The sequence below is a fragment of the Paucidesulfovibrio gracilis DSM 16080 genome, assembly GCF_900167125.1.
In the GTDB taxonomy this organism is placed as follows: Bacteria; Desulfobacterota; Desulfovibrionia; order Desulfovibrionales; family Desulfovibrionaceae; genus Paucidesulfovibrio; species Paucidesulfovibrio gracilis.
The window spans coordinates 1-17,828 of record NZ_FUYC01000030.1; the positions used below are offsets into that span (position 1 = coordinate 1).

Annotated in this window: 14 protein-coding genes; 7 read left to right on the top strand and 7 right to left on the bottom strand. The window is 60.4% G+C overall.

Annotation, left to right across the window (positions count from 1 at the left end):
• Positions 1 to 347: 347 nt before the first annotated feature.
• The 3 genes from B5D49_RS13940 to B5D49_RS13950 form a co-directional block, all read right to left on the bottom strand.
• Positions 348 to 3,419 (bottom strand): efflux RND transporter permease subunit, encoded by a 3,072-nt coding sequence (locus tag B5D49_RS13940; protein WP_078718334.1) that lies wholly within the window; start codon positions 3,417 to 3,419, stop codon positions 348 to 350.
• A gap of 3 nt (positions 3,420 to 3,422) precedes the next feature.
• The gene (locus tag B5D49_RS13945) at positions 3,423 to 4,523 is read right to left on the bottom strand and encodes an efflux RND transporter periplasmic adaptor subunit (protein WP_159447252.1); all 1,101 of its coding nucleotides are present in this window, start codon (positions 4,521 to 4,523) and stop codon (positions 3,423 to 3,425) included.
• Positions 4,524 to 4,648: 125 nt separating this feature from the next.
• Complete coding sequence (locus B5D49_RS13950; RefSeq protein WP_144019519.1) at positions 4,649 to 4,903, bottom strand: hypothetical protein; 255 nt, start codon at positions 4,901 to 4,903, stop codon at positions 4,649 to 4,651.
• A gap of 554 nt (positions 4,904 to 5,457) precedes the next feature.
• On the opposite strand from B5D49_RS13950, the gene B5D49_RS13955 reads away from it, so the two are divergent.
• The 4 genes from B5D49_RS13955 to B5D49_RS13970 all read left to right on the top strand — a co-directional run bounded on the left by B5D49_RS13955 (position 5,458) and on the right by B5D49_RS13970 (position 10,494).
• Entirely contained in the window at positions 5,458 to 6,228 is a 771-nt protein-coding gene (locus B5D49_RS13955; protein WP_078718337.1) for a FadR/GntR family transcriptional regulator, read from the top strand.
• A gap of 54 nt (positions 6,229 to 6,282) precedes the next feature.
• Positions 6,283 to 7,950 (top strand): choline dehydrogenase, encoded by a 1,668-nt coding sequence (gene betA / locus B5D49_RS13960; protein WP_078718338.1) that lies wholly within the window; start codon positions 6,283 to 6,285, stop codon positions 7,948 to 7,950.
• A complete protein-coding gene (gene betB / locus B5D49_RS13965) occupies positions 7,947 to 9,437 on the top strand; it encodes a betaine-aldehyde dehydrogenase (protein WP_234990768.1) in 1,491 nt (496 codons plus the stop codon). The genes betA and betB overlap by 4 nt, the downstream gene beginning before the upstream one ends.
• 106 nt (positions 9,438 to 9,543) lie before the next feature.
• Entirely contained in the window at positions 9,544 to 10,494 is a 951-nt protein-coding gene (locus B5D49_RS13970; RefSeq protein ID WP_078718339.1) for an ABC transporter substrate-binding protein, read from the top strand.
• Positions 10,495 to 10,819: 325 nt separating this feature from the next.
• Here the strand turns inward: B5D49_RS13970 and B5D49_RS13975 are convergent, their stop codons facing one another.
• Entirely contained in the window at positions 10,820 to 11,005 is a 186-nt protein-coding gene (locus tag B5D49_RS13975; protein ID WP_078718340.1) for a hypothetical protein, read from the bottom strand.
• 363 nt (positions 11,006 to 11,368) lie between these two features.
• Between B5D49_RS13975 and B5D49_RS13980 the strand changes: the two genes are divergently transcribed.
• On the top strand, positions 11,369 to 12,295 hold the full coding sequence (locus B5D49_RS13980) for a choice-of-anchor A family protein (RefSeq protein WP_078718341.1): 927 nt from the start codon (positions 11,369 to 11,371) through the stop codon (positions 12,293 to 12,295).
• 405 nt (positions 12,296 to 12,700) lie between these two features.
• Complete coding sequence (locus B5D49_RS13985; protein WP_078718342.1) at positions 12,701 to 13,642, top strand: glycine betaine ABC transporter substrate-binding protein; 942 nt, start codon at positions 12,701 to 12,703, stop codon at positions 13,640 to 13,642.
• A 144-nt stretch (positions 13,643 to 13,786) separates the two neighbouring features.
• Here the strand turns inward: B5D49_RS13985 and B5D49_RS13990 are convergent, their stop codons facing one another.
• Positions 13,787 to 14,959 carry a pyridoxal phosphate-dependent aminotransferase gene (locus B5D49_RS13990; RefSeq protein WP_078718343.1) on the bottom strand — a complete coding sequence of 391 codons (1,173 nt, stop codon included), beginning with the start codon at positions 14,957 to 14,959 and terminating at the stop codon, positions 13,787 to 13,789.
• Positions 14,960 to 15,180: 221 nt separating this feature from the next.
• Here B5D49_RS13990 and B5D49_RS13995 point away from each other — a divergent pair, with 221 nt between their 5' ends.
• Positions 15,181 to 15,819: a LysE family translocator gene (locus B5D49_RS13995; RefSeq protein WP_234990770.1), complete on the top strand. Its 639-nt coding sequence runs from the start codon at positions 15,181 to 15,183 to the stop codon at positions 15,817 to 15,819.
• 119 nt (positions 15,820 to 15,938) lie between these two features.
• Here the strand turns inward: B5D49_RS13995 and B5D49_RS14000 are convergent, their stop codons facing one another.
• Together B5D49_RS14000 and B5D49_RS14005 are read right to left on the bottom strand one after the other, a co-directional pair.
• Positions 15,939 to 16,757, bottom strand: a complete 819-nt coding sequence (locus B5D49_RS14000) for a DUF169 domain-containing protein (protein WP_078718345.1) — start codon at positions 16,755 to 16,757, stop codon at positions 15,939 to 15,941.
• On the bottom strand, positions 16,754 to 17,236 hold the full coding sequence (locus B5D49_RS14005; RefSeq protein ID WP_144019521.1) for a MarR family winged helix-turn-helix transcriptional regulator: 483 nt from the start codon (positions 17,234 to 17,236) through the stop codon (positions 16,754 to 16,756). The genes B5D49_RS14000 and B5D49_RS14005 overlap by 4 nt, the downstream gene beginning before the upstream one ends.
• Positions 17,237 to 17,828: the final 592 nt, after the last annotated feature.

Sequence of the window (17,828 nt, forward strand, 5' to 3'; positions counted from 1 at the left end):
CCTTTGGAATCCCTTTTCCCGGTCTCGCGCTGCGCGCGGCCGGGGGCGTGGGGTGGGAAGGCGTATGAGGCGTGGTCAGGCGGAGCAGCGCGGCGGCGTGTCGTTCTGTTGCCGCGATTTCCGGGATGGCTCCGCCCTCCCGAAACTCGCGGCAACGGTGCGCCCCCAAAAGAAAAGAACGGCGTTGGCCGTTCTTTTCTTTTGGGAGGGGAAAGGGGAAAGAAACGATAACCGCGACAGGCCGCAGGCCTGGAGCCAATAAAAGTCTTTGGAAAGGGGGTCCAGGGGGAAGAACCTTTCTTCAGAAAGGTTTGCCCCCTGGTCGCCGAAGGCCTTCTTTTTGCCGTCTAGTCCCCGTCTTCCAGCACTTTTGGATCGTACTGGTATCCTTTGAAGCTTGTGCCGAAGAGCACGGAATAGAGAATCGGCGCGATGCCCAGGGTCACGAATGTGGCGAATGCCAGCCCGAAAATCAGGGTATTGGCCATGGGCCGCCACATTTCTCCGCCTTGCAGGGAGAGGGGGATCAATCCGATGATGGTGGTACAGGCTGTCATGAGGATGGGGCGCAGACGGCGTTGGGCGGCCACCACGATGGCGTCCTGCGGTTCGTGCCGGCGGGATTCGATATCCAGCTGATCCAGGAAGATGATGGCGTTGTTGATGATGATGCCCATGAGGCTGATCATGCCGAGCATGGCCATGAACCCGAAGGGCGCGTCCGAGATGTGCAGGCCGAAGCTCACGCCCACGATCATGGGCGGGATGGACAGCAGCACGATGAGGGTACGGCGCACGGAGTTGAACTGGGCCACCAGGGTGAGCAGGATCAGGGCCATGGCCAGGGGCAGGCCCGAATAGATGGACGCTTGGGCCTTGGCGGTTTCTTCCTGTTCGCCGCCGTATTCCACGTCATAGCCTCGCGGCCATTGATCGGAATCCTGCAAAGCACGGATACGCGGCTGGATTTCCGCGAGCACATCACTGGCGAACCGGCCTGTGAGGGTGGCCTTGACGGTCATGGTGCGCTGGTGGTCGCGTCGGCGGATGTCGCTGGGCTGCCATTGCAGCAGGGTGTGCGCCACCTGCGCGAGGGGTACGCGGGCATAGGAATGCACGTTGTAGACGCTGGTATCCTCGATGCGGCCGAGGCCCACGCGTTCGGATTTTTGCAGACGCAGCACAATGGGGATGCTTTCGGTGCCCTCGCGGTATTCGGTGGGGGAGTAGCCGTTTACGATGGAGCTGAGGGAAAAGCCGATGTCCTGGGTGGAAATGCCAACGCGTTTGGCTTTTTCCTGTTGCACCTGGACCTGGAGTTTTTTGGTCCATTCGCCCCAATCGTCCCAGATGTCGTACACGCCGGGCGTCTCCTCCAGGATGGCGGCCACCTGGTCGCGCAGTTCGTAGAGGGTGGCCATGTCCGGCCCGGAAAGCCGCACCTGGATGGGCGCGCCCACGGGCGGCCCGTTTTCGAGCATTTTCACGTCTGCCCGTGTGTCCGGAAAGTTGTTGGAAAGCTCGCCCCGCACCCGGGGCAGTAGCGCCTCGGCTCCTTCGATGGAATCCGTATTCACGATTATGAACGCATAGTTGGGGTTGTCCTGTTCCGGGGAGAGCGCCAGATACCAGCGCGGCCCGCCCGATCCCACGATGGAGCCGACCGACGCGGTTTCGTCCTGGTTGAGCAGCCAGTTTTCCAGGTCCACCACCCGGGCCGAGGTGGTCTCAATGTCCGTGCCGTAGGGCTGCCAGAAATCAATGACGAACATATCCCGCTCGTTAGGCGGGAAAAATATCTGGGGTAGTTTTGTAAATCCCCAGGCCGAAATCACCAGCAGGACGATGGCCCCGCCGATGGACAGGGTCCGCAGCTTCAGCCCTGTGAGGAGCATCCAGCGGTAGAGGCGGTAAAACACGTTGTCAAAGCTCTGCCGCTGCAATTTGGGCTTGAGCAGGTGATAGCAGCAGAACGGCACAAAGGTCATGGACAGCGCCCAGGAGCTGAGCAGGGTCAGGGTGATGACGATGAACATGGACAGGCAGTATTCGCCCACCATGCTCTGGGCCGTGGCAATGGGCAGAAAGGCGAAGATGGTGGTCAGGGAGGCGGCCAGCAGGGGAATGCGCAGGCTCTTTACGGATTCGGTCACAGCCTTGAGGCGCTCCTGTCCTGAGGCCAGACGCACGAGAATGGATTCGCTGACCACCACGCCGTTGTCCACGAGCATGCCCAGGGCGATGATCAGCGAGGCGATGGACACCCGTTGCAGCACCACGTCGAAAAACGGCATGAGCGCAATGCTCATGAGCACGGCCATGGGTACGAGCATGCCCGCCACGATGGCGGTGCGCAGGCCCGCAAAAAGCAGCATGACCACGATCACGAAGGCAAAGGCTTCCAGCAGGTTGACCATGAATTCGTCAATGGCCCGCTGCACGAATTTGGGCTGGTAGGTGACAAAGTCCAGATCCAGGCCCACAGGCAAATCCGCCTGAATCTCAGAAAGTTTTGCAGAAACCCGTTCGCCCAGTTCCACGATGTTGCCGCCCGTGGACATGCTCATGGCCAGCATGAGGCAATGCTCTCCGTTGAAGCGGGTCATAGTGGCGGGGGGATCTTCGTAGCCGCGCCGGATGGTCGCGATGTCGCCCAGGGAAACGTTGCGCGCCGTGCCGGGAATCACAAAGGTCGTCCGGGCGATGTCCTCCAGACTGTTGAACTCCCCGGTGGGTTCGATAACGATGCGTTCCGGGCCTACCAGGGCGTTGCCGCCCGGAGTGATGGCGTTTTGGGAGGAAAGCACGTCCAGAATCACTTTCGGGTTCACGCCCAGTTCCGCGAGCTTGGCATCGGAAAATTCCACGTACACGGCTTCTTCCTGCTCGCCGTGGATTTTGACCTTGCCCACGTCGCGCATGGCCAGGAGCCGGTCCCGGATGTCTTCCGCGTATTCTTTCAGCTCCCGGTAGTAGTAGCCGTCCCCGCGCAGGGAGATCACAATGCCGTACACATCCCCGAACTGGTCGTTGACGTAGGGTCCGATCACGCCTTCGGGCAGGTTCGGGGCCGCGTCGTCCACCTCGTTGCGCAGGCGGTCCCAGATGGGCTTCATGTCCCGGTATTTTTCATACACCTTGACCCGCAGGATGGAGATGCCGTTCATGGATTCGGAAAGAACGTGTTCCACCTCCGGTATGGTGCGGATGGCCTTTTCCAGCTCTTCGGTGACCAGGGATTCCATCTTGTAGGGCGTGGCCCCGGGGAAATAGGTGACCACCACGGCGTCGCGGATGGTGAATTCCGGGTTTTCCTTGCGGGAAATGTTCAGATACGTGCTCACGCCCATGAACACGATGCAGGCCACGGCCACCAGAAAGGTCCGGTTGTTTTTGATGCACCAGCGCGCAACGGACATGGATCAGCCCTCCTCGCCCAGTAGCCGGACCTTGCGTCCCTCCTTGAGCCGGTGCACGCCGCGAATGACCAGTTCATCTTCCGGCTCCAGTCCGTCAAGCACTTCCAGGCCTTCAGGCGTGAGTCCGCCCACCTCCACGTCGCGCCGCTGAACGGTCATGGTTTCCCGGTCTACGATCCAGACGAAGCGCGCCCCGTCCGGCGAGGCGGCCACGGCCTGGGGCGGCACGATCATGGCCGCGCCTTCGGGAATGCGGAAGGAAAATTCCGCCTGGCCGATCATGCCCGGCAGGATGCGGGAATCCTCGTCCACGATGCGCAGAGTCACGGGAAAGGTGGAGAGCTGGAGCGCCTGCACGCCCACTTCCACGGCCAGGGCATCGAAGCTCTGGCCCGGGATGGAATCAAACCGGACCTGGGCCTTGTCGCCTTCGCGCACGCGGGAGATGAGCCGCTCCGGGACCGCGGTTTCAAACTCCATGTTGCCCGAGGCGGAGAGTGAAGCGATGATCTGTCCGGCCTGCACGGTCTGGTGTACGTTCACCGGCACCTGGGCCAGGGAACCGGCGGCCGGGGCGTGCAGCACGGTGTAGTTGAGCTGCTGTTGGGCCAGGGCGCGGCGCTTGCGGGCGGCATCCATGCGGGCTGCGGCCGAGCGGTACGAGGCTTCGGCCTGGTCCATTTCGCTGCGGGAGATGGTGCGCGATTCGTAGAGCGCTTTTTTGCGCACCCAATCCGCCTTGAGCTGGTTGAAGGCGGCGGCGGCCTGGGCCATGTCCGCTTCGGCCTCGCGCACCTGGAGTTCATAATCCGTGGGATCCAGACGGGCCACGAGATCGCCCTTTTGCACGCGTTTGCCCACCTTGGCCGGAAGCTCGACAATCTCCCCGGCCACCCGGAAGCTTAGATTGGACTCGATGGCGGGCTGGGCCACGCCGGAAAAAGTGCGGATGCGCGCTTCGGACGGGGAGTGCACGGTCATGCTCACCACCGGGCGGACGATTTCTTCTTCCGGCCCGGAATCGCGGGAGCATCCCGCAACAAGCGTCAACAACGCGCCGAAAACAATGATGCTGAAAAATGATGGCCGCAAAACAAACCGCATGCATACCTCCAGTATGGGGAATGTGGGTAGCATGCGTTCTTCGGTTGGGAATTGCAAGGTCAGCGGGAAAAAATACCTGCGATACGCCGCGATGTTCGTACGGGAACCGCCTGTGCGGGAACCTCCTAGGTCCGGGCCTGGACGATGCGTCCCTCGTCCTGAAAGTGGTCAATAAACTGGCTGGAAACCGAGCCGTCCTGGTTCACGATGGGCTTGGCCTGAATCCAGCGGGGCAGCACGTCCGCATACTGTTTTTGCGACTGCGCCACACGCTTGATGTAGACCCGAAAGCTCTCCGAGGTGTAGCTGTCGCTCAAATTGCTCATTTTGCTGAAAAACTCCCACATGGGGAGTTGGCCTTCCACCACTTTCATGGACACACGCCCTCCAATGCGTCAAGGGTCATACTTCCTCAACAGTCGTATCGGACGGCCCGGACATAATCTTTAGTGGAGAAAGAAGAAAAATTTGCTGCCCGGTTGGACGGATGGGTTGTTCCGGGGAGGCAGGGGGGATTGCCTCTGCATTTTTTGGGCGCCCATATCCTCTGGAAGTGCTGTGATTTTGGGTTGTCCATGAGGGGAGAGGCTGGGTTTACGCGCAATGGTCCGACATTTTTTGAATGGCACAGGCTGTTGCACCGCCTGTATTTCAGGTGTCGATTCATAAAAAACGAATAATTCTGATGAGTTTATTCCTTTTCCCCTGTCTGGTGGCACTGGGTTGACATTGTTGTAATGGTCGGGCATTTAATGGTCGTACCGTTCGACAGAGACGCTGTGGGTCGTTTTACGACTGCGCAGGCAGCAAAACAGGAATAATCGATGTTTTGCTTTTGTTCTGTTGCTCTTGGCGCGTCGTTCTCCAGGACTGGTGTCGCGGCGACCTGATGGAATGGTACGACCTTCATGCATGCAAGGAAATAGAGGAACCAATGGAAAAAACCAATACGGATCTGTTGTTTTTCCCGGCCCGGTCGGGTCGGGCCAGCGAGGATGTGGCCCTGCAGTTGGAAGCCGCCATCGTGGGCGGCACGTTTGAACCGGGGACCAGCCTGCCCAGTGAGCGCGCCCTGCAGGAGCAGTTCGGCACGGGGCGCGGCGTCATCCGCGAGGCCATCAGCGCCCTGCGGCAAAAAGGACTGGTGGAGGTACGCAAGGGAGCCAAGGGCGGCGCCTATGTCCGCCAGCTTGAAGTGGCCAATGTGAGCGAATCCCTGGCCCTGTTCCTGCGCCAACACCATGTCGGCACCCAGGATCTTATCGAGTTTCGGGAGAGCGTGGACCGCACCATCACCCTGCTGGCGGTGTCGCGTGGGTCCGATGCGGACAAACGCGCCCTGGTGCAGGGGGCCGAGGAGCTGGAACGCGAGGTGCGCGGCGATCAGCCCGATCTGACCCGCGTGGCCGAGATGGACCGCGAATTGAACCTTATGCTGGCCCGCATGGCCGACAACCCCATCTTTGAATGGATCATGCGCGCGGTGCAGCTCGGCTTCAGCTCCCATGACTACGCCCTCTACGAGGACCAGGGCTTTGCCGCCAAGACCGTGGACAACTGGACCGAAACAGCCCGGGCCATTGCCTCGGGCGATCCCATGCGCGCCCTGAACAGCATCGGGTTCCACTACTCCCTGCTGCGGCGGCGCGTCACGGAGCGCGAAGGCGAACGACCCATGCGGCGCGCCTCGGAAAACAACGGATAAAACAGCGGGACCGGCCCTTGCCGGTCCGAAAGCACATCGCAAAACCGGAGTGTTATGACCATCAAAAAACAATACGATTACATCATTGTGGGCGGCGGCTCCGCCGGAAGCGTGCTGGCCAACCGCCTGAGCGCCAACCCCGACAACGAGGTGCTCGTGCTCGAAGCCGGGCGGCCCGATTACCGCCTGGACTTTCGCATCCACATGCCCGCAGCCCTGACCTACCCCCTGGCCGGCCGGTTCTACAACTGGTGGTACGAGTCCGAGCCGGAACCCTGGATGAACAACCGCCGCATCTATCAGCCCCGCGGCAAGGTTCTGGGCGGGTCCAGCTGCATCAACGGCATGATCTACATCCGCGGCAATGCCATGGATTATGAAAAATGGGCCGGGAACGACGGACTGGAAGCCTGGGACTACTCCCACTGCCTGCCCTATTTCAAGCGCTTTGAGTATCGCCTGTCCGGGTCCGACGAATACCAGGGACTGGGCGGTCCGCTCTATCTGACCACTCCGGAATGCGAGAATCCACTTTTCAATGCCTTTTTCCAGGCCGTGCAACAGGCTGGCTACCCCGTGACCAAGGACGTGAACGGGTACCAGCAGGAAGGATTCGGCAAGTTCGACCGCAACACCTATCGCGGCCGCCGTTGGAACGCTGCCCGGGCCTATGTGCACCCGGTGAAAAACCGTTCCAACCTTACGGTGCGTTGCAAGGCCCAGGCTACCCGGATTCTTTTTTCCGGCAACCGCGCCGTGGGCGTGGAGTACCGTCGGGGCAAGAAGCTGCACAAGGCCTATGCGGGCGAAGTCATCAGCTGCGGCGGGGCCATCAACTCCCCCCAGCTGCTCCAGCTCTCCGGCGTGGGCAACGGCCAGGAACTGCGCGGGCTGGGCATTGACGTGGTCCAGGATCTGCCCGGCGTGGGTGAAAACCTGCAGGATCATCTCGAACTCTATGTGCAGTATGCCTGCAAGCAGCCCGTGAGCATGTTCCCGGCCCTGCAATGGTGGAACCAGCCCAAGATAGGCCTGGACTGGCTGTTGCGCCGTAAGGGGGCTGCCGCCACCAACCACTTTGAGGCGGGCGGCTTCATCCGGAGCAACGATGAGGTGCAATATCCCAACCTGCAATACCATTTCCTGCCCATTGCCATCCGCTACGACGGCTCGGCTCCCAACGAGGGCCACGGGTATCAGGTCCATGTCGGTCCCATGAACACGGACGTGCGCGGCCATGTGAAGCTCAAAAGCTCGGATCCGCTCGCGTATCCGTCCATCCTCTTCAATTATCTCTCCACCGAGCAGGAACGCCGCGAGTGGGTGGAGGCCATCCGCAAAACCCGCGAGATCATGACCCAGCCCGCGTTCGACGAATTCCGCGGTCGGGAACTGGCTCCTGGAGAGCAGGCCCAAACCGACGATGAGATCCTCGACTTCGTGGCCCGGGAAGGAGAGAGCGCCTATCATCCGAGCTGCACCTGCAAGATGGGCTACGATGACATGGCCGTGGTGGACGCGGATTTGCGCGTGCACGGCCTGGAAGGGCTGCGCGTTGTGGACGCCTCGGTCATGCCCAGCATCACCAACGGCAACATCTATGCCCCGGTGATGATGATCGGGGAAAAGGCCGCGGACATCATCCTCGGCAATACCCCTTGCACGCCCGAAACCCCCGGATTTTACCGCCATGGTCACACGGCGGAAGGAGACGACGCATGAGCGCACGGGAAGTGATGGAAAAGAAAATGTTTGTGGACGGCCAGTGGGTGGACGCGGATTCCGGTGCGATCACCGATATCCTGGACCCCTATGACGCTTCGGTGGCGGCGCGCGTGCCGCATGCCGGGCGTGAGGAGGCCCGCAGGGCCATTGGCGCGGCCCGCCGGGCCTTTGACCAGGGACCATGGCCGCACATGGCCGCTTCGGAACGGGCCGCCGTGGTCCGCCGCATCGGTGATCTGGTGGTCCGCGACCGCGAGGAACTGGCCCGGCTGGAAACCCTGGACACGGGCAAGACCGTGGAGGAAAGCCGTTGGGACATGGACGACGTGTCCGGCATTTTTCACTACTTCGCGGGCCTGGCCGATAAGGACGGGGGCGAGGTCATTGAATCCCCGATGCCCGATACCTCCAGCGTGGTCGTGCGTGAGCCGGTGGGCGTGTGCGGCCAGATTTCCCCTTGGAACTATCCGCTGCTCCAGGCCTCCTGGAAGCTGGCTCCGGCCCTTGCCGCGGGCTGCACCGTGATCATGAAGCCCAGCGAAATAACGCCGCTGACCACCATCAAGATCACGGAATTGTGTGAAGAGGCCGGAGTTCCCGCCGGTGTGGTCAACACCGTGCTCGGCGCGGGTTCCCAGGTGGGAGCCGAGCTGTCCGAAAGCGAGGACGTGGACCTGATCTCCTTTACCGGCGGTATTGATACGGGCAAGCGCATCATCCGGGCGGCCAGCACCAACGTCAAGAAAATGGCTTTGGAGCTGGGCGGCAAGAATCCCAACATTGTTTTTGATGACGCGGATTTTGAACTGGCCCTGGACCACGCCCTCAACGGCGTGTTCTTCCATGCCGGGCAAATCTGCTCGGCCGGGGCGCGGCTCATGGTCCAGGACGCCATCCACGACGAATTCGTGGACGCTCTGGAGGCCCGCATCCGTAACATTCGCCTGGGCTGCGGGTTTGATGACAAGACCGAAATGGGTCCGGTCATCTCCGCCGAACATCTGGCCAAGGTGGAGGAATACGTGGACGTGGCCCAGAAGGAAGGTGCGCGGCTGCGCTGCGGCGGCGCCCGGCCCACGGATCCGGAGCTGCAAAAGGGCTGGTTCTACCTGCCCACCCTGTTCGACCGCTGCGAAAACGACATGCGCATCGTGCAGGAGGAGGTCTTTGGTCCGGTCATCAGCGTGGAACGCTTTCACACCGAAGAAGAAGCCGTGCAGCGCGCCAATGCCACAGTGTACGGACTTTCCGCCGGGTTCTGGACCCGCGATCCGGACCGCATTCACCGGGTGTCCCGCGCCCTGCGCTTCGGCACGGTCTGGGTCAACGATTTCAACGTCTATTTTGTTCAGGCTCCCTGGGGCGGCTACAAGCAATCCGGCCTGGGCCGGGAATTGGGCCGCATGGGGCTGGAGGAATACACCGAAGTGAAACACATTTACCAGAACCACGCCAACAAGCCGTTGCACTGGTTCGGCAAATGATGCTTTCGGGGGGCGTCCGCGCCCTCCGTTTTTTGCGTTCCGGTTGCGGTAAAGCAAGGGGTAGGCCCGCTTTGCGCATCGGAGGAATAGCAACCAAGGAGTGTTAATGTTAGGTGCCACGACAAAACGTATGTTTGCCGTGCTGTTGTTCACTGCCACCCTGCTCATGAGCGGGACGGCCCTGGCTGGAAAATCCGTCCGGTTCGTCAACGTGGGCTGGACCGGCGTGACCATCAAGACCGAACTGGCCGTGACCGTGCTGGACAGCCTGGGGTATGAGGCGGAAAACCTGTTGGTTTCCGTACCCATCGCCTACAAGGCCATGTCCATGAACGAGGCGGACGTGTTTCTGGGCAACTGGATGCCGTCCATGAAGAGCATTGCCGAAAAGTTTTTCAACGACGGTTCCGTGGTGCAGCTGCGGGCCAACATGCCCGGCGCCAAGTATACCCTGGCCGTGCCTGCCTATGTGTACGAGGGGGGATTGCAGGACTTTGCCGACATCGCCAAATTCGCGGACAAGCTGGACCACAAAATTTACGGCATTGAGGAAGGCAACGACGGCAACGAGATCATCCAGACCATGATCGACAAGGACATGTTCGGTTTGGGCGATTTCGAGCTGATTCCCTCCAGCGAGGCCGGGATGCTCGGCCAGGTGCAGAGCGCCACGCGCACCAACCGCTGGGTCGTGTTCCTTGGCTGGGCGCCCCACAGCATGAACGAACGCATCGACATGCGTTACCTCACGGGCAGCACCGCTGAAACCTTCGGTGAAAATGACGGAACCGCCACCATCTACACCAACGTGCGCAAGGGCTTTATGGACGAAATGCCCAACGTGGGACGCTTCCTGAACAATCTGGATTTCCCGGTCTCCATGATGAACCAGATCATGACCGAAATGACGGAGCAGGAAACCGAAACCCTGGAAGCCGGAATGCGCTGGCTCAAGCGGCATCCCGACGTGTACCGCGGTTGGCTTGAGGGCGTGACCACTGCGGACGGCAAGCCCGCTCTGCCCGCGTTTGAACAGCGCATGGCCGAGGTGGAGTAGCCGCCCGCAACAGGGGATCCCCCTGGGAGGGGCGGTAGCCCTGGAACCTGCCGAGGGCAAGGGGCGGCATGGTTGCACGGCTGTCATCCATTACGGCAGTCTGTGAAACGGGCCGTCGGCCGACTGCCGAAGCATTGTGCATCGCAGTCTGTTCAGGAAGGGCGACCCGCCGGGCGCAAGACCATTCAGGACCGACGGGTATCCATGCATACGCGGAGGGTTGGGGTTTTCGCAGCCCGGCAGCGGGGACCGTTTTTGCCGCGGTCCGGCAGGCTCATGAAAAAAGCCGCCCGGTTTTTCCGGGCGGCTTTTTCGGGGCGGGCGGCTATTGCTCGTCCAGCACCACGTCCTTGATGTCCTCAGCTTTTTTCTTGATTGTGTCCACGACTTCCCCGGCCCGGCGATGATCCACGCTGAGGGAAAACTCCCCGTCGCCGGTGCGGATGTTGATCACGCCGAAGTATACGGCGGCAGCAGCCAGAATAATCAGCAAAACCAAAAACTTCTTCATATACTCCCTCCCTCATGGCCGGGCCATGACTTAAGCCTCCGTGCGTTACCCCCTTCCATAAGTATCGCAGGTTGGAACACTTCGCGCAACGTTGAAGGCCACTACAATGTAAAATAACACGCCCGGGCCTTCTTCGTCCCAAAACCTACCACGTCGGATCGTAATTTGCATTCTTTCGGCGGATTCCCTGTACCCGGCAGAAATTATCATACTTTTGACGGATATCGTCCTCGCCGGGAAATGAATATTCTCTTGAACAGGATCGGCGCTTTTTGCCGTCGGTCCCCGCAACCGCCCAAAAGGTCGGAGAACACCGGACCGGAATACGGCAGACCGGACACCGACCGTTAAAGGAGGCTTTCCATGCACGCCACGATTCGCCCCATTTTTTTGATAATCGCCATGGTGCTGCTTGCGTCGCCCGCCCTGGCCGACAGCTTCGGCCTCGGGGTGGCCGGTGACTTCAATACCTTTGTCTTCAACGACTTCAGTGGATCGTCCGACACCGAAGGGCGTCTCGCCGTGGGCGGGAACGCGCATCTCGAACACTACAGCGTGGGCGACAAGCTCCAGCCCGGTGCCGGAGATGTACTCGTTGTGGGCGGCGACCTGACCTACACGGGCGGCCGGGTCTACAACGGCGACATCCGCGTGGGCGGGGCCGCCAACCTGCCGGGCTACGACCTGACCCACGAGGGCGATACCCATGTAGGCGTGGGACTGCCTTTCAGTTTTGCCGCGGAACAATCCCGGCTCACCGCGCTTTCCCAGACGCTGGCCCAGACCGGAGCCACTGGTTCCTCGTCCTACCAGTGGGGGACCATCACCCTGGCGGGCAACGGATCCACCACCCAGGTGTTCAATCTGGACGGGCAACAGCTCCTGGACGCCAACAACATCACCTTCAGCGGCATTGCCGACGGCGCCACCGTGGTGGTCAACGTTTCCGGCAACAATGCCGGATTCACCAACATGGGCATGCAGGGCTTTGATACCATCCGTGAAAACGTGATCTTCAACTTCCATGAAGCTACGGACCTGCTCATCGCAGGGGTGGGCGTGCAGGGCAGCATTCTGGCTCCCAATGCCCATGTGGACGCCCAGGGCGGCGTGATCTGGGGAACCACGGTGGCTTCTTCGTGGAATGGCCCGGTGCAGCAAAACAATGCGCCCTTTACCGGCAACCTGCCCAACAACCCCGTCCCCATTCCGGGCGCGGCCTGGCTCCTCGGTTCGGCGCTGATGGGACTGGCCGGCATGCGGGTGCTGCGCTCCAGACAGCGCATCTGACGCAATACACATTCTCATGAATTCCTGGGACCGCCTCTCTTTTTCAAGGGAGGCGGTCTTCTTCGTGGTGCCGGTTGCTGGGGAACGCTTTCCGCACAAGGATAAAACGCTGTTTCTCAGATATTTTACAAAATGGTCTTTTTGTGACATAACAACGAACATCAGCAAGGCACATTCCATCGGCATGGAGCCGACGGTGTGTTTGCCTCTCGCGCCTTCTACGCCCACACAACATGATCGCGGCAAAATGGAACGCGGCGGAAGCTTGCAGATTGCAACAGCCCGCTTACGTTTCCATTACGATCAAGTCGCGTTCACACTATGCCGCAACACGGCATACAGCAGGGTGTTTGATTCCGCAGTGCGGATCAGCGCGAGTTCTGAACCCGAACCAGGAGGAATTCTATGCTTCGTTTCCGGAGACCCGCTGTTTTTCTTTCCACGCTGTTGTTGTTGGTTTCGTTGCTGTCCACGGCATCCGCCGGGGCCGCGGAACCTGTTCGTTTCGCTGTTCCGCCGTGGCCCGGCGTAACGGTCAAGAGCACCGTGGTTTGTCAGTTGTTGGAAGCCCTGGGATATGAAACACACCAGGAAGAGATCGGCCCGGTCATCGCTTACAACAGCATGGGTCTCGACGAAGTTGATGTCTGTCTGGCGGGGTGGACCCCGCAGCAAAACCCCATGCTGGAGCCGCTTCTCGAAAAGGGAACCCTGGAGCTGCTGCATGAAAACCTCGGCGACGCGTTGATCGGATTGTGCGTGCCTGAATACACCTATGAAGCCGGTGTTCACAGCATTGCGGATCTGGACGCGCATGCCGACAAATTCAATAATACCATCTACAACATTGAAGCCGGTAGCGGCATGCACACGTCCGTTGCCGAGATTATTGAAAACGATGTGGCCGGGCTTGGAGACTGGGAGCAAATCGGCAGCACCACGCCCATGATGCTCACGCAGGTCGGCGACATGATGAAAAACGGGGAATGGGCTGTTTTTGGTTGCTGGAAGCCCCACTGGATGAACGTTGTCCTGGATATGAAGTATCTGGAAGCGGTGCCCGGTTCCGAGGTGCTGGTGACCACGTCCAAGGTCTACACCGTGGTGCGCACCGGTTTGGATAAGGATATGCCCGAGGTCTATGCCTTTCTGAAGCGGTTTGAGGTTCCTTCCTCGGTGCAGGATGGATGGATCTATGCCTACGGGTATAAAAAACAGCCCGTGGAAGAAGTGGCCCGTGAGTGGATCGTCCAGAACATGGACCTGGTCCAGCCGTGGTTCGAGGGGCTGCACAGCGTGGACGGCAAGCCCGCGTCGGACGTCCTGAGCGCCGCGTTTGCCCAATAACCGCACCCATTCCCGGTAACGGGTACCAATGGAAAAGCCCCCGAAGCGACGATTCGTTTCGGGGGCTTTCTGTAAGGAATGAGCGTGATGAGGGAATGGCGCTCAAGAACGGTTCCGGCGGAGCGGGGCAAAATTCCGGACGGGCTAGCCCAGCAACACCTTGGCAATTTTATCCAGTGAATCGGCGAGGACGTCGTCGCTTACGGCGTAGGAGATGCGTGCGCAACGGTCGTCGCCAAAGGCCGATCCCGGAACCAGGGCAACGCCGGCCTCTTCCAGCAGCTTGGTGCAAAGCGTGGTGGAATCCGTAATATCCCCTTTGTACAGTGCGTTCAGCACGGGGAAGACATAGAACGCGCCATTGGGTTTGGGGCAGGTCACCCCCGGCCAGGAGCCGAGCGTTTCCAGAATGTAGTCGCGCCGACGTGCGAACGCCTCGGTCATCCGGTCCAGAACGTCCCAGGAACCGTTGAATGCGGCCAGAGCCGCGTATTGGGTCACGGAGTTGATGTTGGAGGTGGACTGTCCTTGAATCTTGGACATGCCTTTGATCAGTTCCGGATGCGCCAGAGCGAACCCCACGCGCATGCCCGTGAGGCAGAAGCTTTTGGAAAGCGCGTTGACCACGGCCACATGTTCCGGGTTCCGCTGCCAGAACGGGGACAACGAGGCGGGCGCGGCCGGTGCGTAGACCAGTCGATCGTACACTTCATCCGAAATGACGAAAATGTCTTTGGACACGGCCCAGGCCGCCAGCTCCTCGAGCTGCTCCTGCGTGTAGACGCCGCCCGTGGGGTTGGATGGGGAATTGAGCAGCAATACCCGGGTGTTGTCCGTGACGTGTTGTTCCAGGTCTTCCACGGTAACAAGAAAGTCGTTGTGTTCGCTGGTCGGGACCACCTTGGTCACGCCGCCGGCAAGGCTGATCATGGCCGGATAGCTGACCCAGTAGGGTCCGGGCAGCAGCACCTCATCCCCCGGGTCCAGCAGGGTCATGAACAGGTTGTACAAGGCCTGCTTTCCGCCCGCAGTACAGATGATGTGTTCAGCGTCGGCCTCGGCGCCGTAAAAGCCCTGAAAATAACCGGCCGCGGCTTTGCGCAGTTCCGGCAGGCCCGGCACCGGGGTATATCTGGTTTTGCCGTTGTCCAGTGCGTCTTTGGCGGCCTGGATCACGTGGGCAGGCGTTGAAAAGTCGGGTTCGCCAACGGCCAGGCTGACCACTTCTCGACCCTGGGCGCGCAATTGTTGCGTTTTGGCGTTGATGGTCAGGGTTGCGGACGGCTTCAGCCCGCGGATTCGTTCGGAAATATGCATTCGATCCCCCAAAAGCTTTCAAAATGGGAAAACATGGTCGAAAGCAGTTTGTAGAGCAAAACCGATCCGGAGTAAACAATCAAGGCGGGACATAACAATTTTGTTTATTTTTGTGCTTTTCAATCCCGCCATACGTCGGTCCTTCCACGGGATTGCCAAGCCGGATGGTTTACTTTCCCCCGTGGGCCGGGTACTGCACAAAAAACGACAGGAGTGCCATCGTGCTGTTACAATATGATCCCCAGCATTGGATCACGTTCATTTCCGCCGCACTGTTGCTGAACATTTCGCCCGGGCCGGACCTGGGATTCATCCTGGCGCACACGGTGCGTGGCGGCCGGGTTTGCGGCTTTGCCGCCATGCTCGGGGTCTGGACCGGAGCCATGGGTCACGCCCTGTTTGCGGCGGCCGGACTTTCCGCTCTGCTGGCGGCTTCGGCCACGGCCTATTCCCTGGTAAAATACGCGGGTGCGGCCTATCTGCTCTGGCTGGGCATCCAGGCCTTGCGCTCCCGGGGTGCCTTCAGCGTCCCCACGGCACAGGCTCCGTTGATCCGACCCGGCCGCATCTACGCCCAGGGGGTGTTCATCGACCTGCTCAACCCCAAGGCCGCGATTTTCTTTCTGGCCTTTTTGCCGCAATTCGTGGTGGCCGGTGCTGGTCCCGCCTGGCTGCAATTGCTGGTGCACGGCGTGTTGATCATTGTGGTGGCCGCCTGTGTGGAGCCGTTCTTTGTGCTCATGGGCGACCGCGTGTCCAACAGCCTGCGCCACAGCCCGCGTTTTTGCCGTTGGATGGACCGTGGCCTGGGCGGATTCTTTCTTTTTCTCGGGTTGCGTCTGGCCACGTCGGATCGCTGATCCGCGACAGGGCCGAACCTGTCGGCCCGGGCAATGCATCCGCAACACCACAAAAAAAGGGAGCGCGTCCACAGACCGCTCCCATTTTCTCTGCATGGCAATGTTGCCACAGCCCGGAATTATTTCTTTTTAGCGTGACTCCGGGCTATTTTTTTCCGCTGATTGTTCCAGGTCGAGCTTCCCAAAAAGGAACCGGACCAGCGTTCCAGCATGTCATGGTACAGCCGGAGCGGAACCGTCATATAGATTTCGTCCATGTCCAGGAATTTACGCATGGAAGGATCCCATCCGCCCAGCACGGCGCGGACACGACCCGTGGCCGCATACGTGCGCGGCCAGGTGACCAGATTTCCGCAGCCCGGTCCCCAGGGCGAAGCCACCACCTCGGCGTCGTTGGTCAGGTACGCTGCCAGTTGATGCAGGCCGGACATGGATTCCGGCCGGGCGAAAAAGCTCACGAACTCCGGTTCCCGGCCAAGCGCCGCAAAATCCCCTACCCGGCGGAAAGCCAGATACGGAGCCGAAGCCGGTTTCGGGTCCATGCAGCCGAACAGGTTTTTGAACGCATCCGGTCCGTCCAGATACCGCTCGGTTTCCATGCCTTCAGGCAAGCCGTTGGTCACATAGCGGGCAATGAAATCATACGGTCCCTTTTGGTAGCCCACATACTGCGTCCCGCCCGGGCATCCGGGATGGTCCGCACTGCACCAGGCCGTGCCGCCCTTGAGCCGCATGACACGAATATGCTTGAACAGACAGGAAAAATTGTGAAATGCGGGAGAAAAGTCCGCTTCGCCTTTTTTTTCCTGTTCCAGGGTGGGCATGCAACATTGCGCCGGGGCATTGTCCCCTTCGGGCTGCTCGTCCTCGTACGCCCAGCCCACGGGTTCGGACTGGATACCCAGTACGTCGAGAAAGGTTGCAAGTTCGGTGTTCACGGTTCAGCCTCCAGATTGTTCAGGTTGGCTATCATACGCCGCGCCAAGCGGAAAAATAGCTCCGCTTCCTCACGGCTGAGTCCGAAAAATGCCTCGCGGTTCACATTGTGGGCAACATCCAGCGCCCGCTCTTCCAGGTCACGCGCCTTGTCCGTCAAATGCACCAAAGCGCGTCTGCGGTCCTCCGGGTCGGGTTCGCGCCGAATCAGCCCGTCGCGCTCCATGCGCGTCAATGTTCGGGCCATGGTGGATTGGTCCACGCTGAGACAGCGACAAAGCTCGGCCTGCGTGCGGCCGTCGCGCTCCCAAAGCCAGACCAGCGGGCCAAATTGCCCGGCGCAAAGGCCCATTTGCTGCAATTGGTGGGAAAGACGCACAAAAAAACGCCTCGCCAACAGATTGCTCCAATAACCGGGCGAATGCAGCCGATCAAACGCCTCGCCCAGAGCCTCGGCCGCTACTTCTTGCTTGTCCCTCACAACCCCTCCTGAAAATACATGCTAGGACATAGAAAAGCATGCCATGGCATGGTTCGTCAAGTGGTGAACCGATGTTTCCTCCGCTGGACGAAACGGCATGCCTCCGGCGGCCAGGAGGCCCGCGGCCCCCTGGACCCCCATTTACCGGTCTCGCGCTTGCGCGCGGCCGGGGGCATGCGGCGGGAGAACGTCTGGACGTGGGCAGGCGGAGCAGCGCGGCAGCGTGATCTCATGTTGCCGCGATTTCCGGGATGGCTCCGCCCTCCCGAAACTCGCGGCAACGGTGCGCCCCCAAAAGCAAAGGAACGGCCGGAGCCGTTCCTTTGCTTTTGGGGAGGGGAAAAGGGGGAGATAAAACAAAACAAAAAAACGATAACCGCGACAGGCCGCAGGCCTGGAGCAAGGGAAAGTCTTTGGAAAGGGGGTCCAGGGGGAAGAACCTTTCTTCAGAAAGGTTTTCCCCTTGGTCGCCGAAGGCATTGCTCTTCCCTCGCCTTCAGCGCAGCAGGCTGGCCTGTTCGGCGAATCCAAGGGAACGGTATATTGCGGGCATGTCCAGGTGTTCACGCACCACGGCGGCCAGGTGGTCCAG

Coding starts and splice junctions, on each gene's coding strand:
- betB (WP_234990768.1), top strand. CDS start 7,947: ATGAGCGCACGGGAAGTGATGGAAAAGAAAATGTTTGTGGACGGCCAG.
- B5D49_RS13955 (WP_078718337.1), top strand. CDS start 5,458: ATGGAAAAAACCAATACGGATCTGTTGTTTTTCCCGGCCCGGTCGGGT.
- betA (WP_078718338.1), top strand. CDS start 6,283: ATGACCATCAAAAAACAATACGATTACATCATTGTGGGCGGCGGCTCC.
- B5D49_RS13945 (WP_159447252.1), bottom strand. CDS start 4,523: ATGCGGTTTGTTTTGCGGCCATCATTTTTCAGCATCATTGTTTTCGGC.
- B5D49_RS13990 (WP_078718343.1), bottom strand. CDS start 14,959: ATGCATATTTCCGAACGAATCCGCGGGCTGAAGCCGTCCGCAACCCTG.
- B5D49_RS13980 (WP_078718341.1), top strand. CDS start 11,369: ATGCACGCCACGATTCGCCCCATTTTTTTGATAATCGCCATGGTGCTG.
- B5D49_RS13985 (WP_078718342.1), top strand. CDS start 12,701: ATGCTTCGTTTCCGGAGACCCGCTGTTTTTCTTTCCACGCTGTTGTTG.
- B5D49_RS13975 (WP_078718340.1), bottom strand. CDS start 11,005: ATGAAGAAGTTTTTGGTTTTGCTGATTATTCTGGCTGCTGCCGCCGTA.
- B5D49_RS13940 (WP_078718334.1), bottom strand. CDS start 3,419: ATGTCCGTTGCGCGCTGGTGCATCAAAAACAACCGGACCTTTCTGGTG.
- B5D49_RS13970 (WP_078718339.1), top strand. CDS start 9,544: ATGTTAGGTGCCACGACAAAACGTATGTTTGCCGTGCTGTTGTTCACT.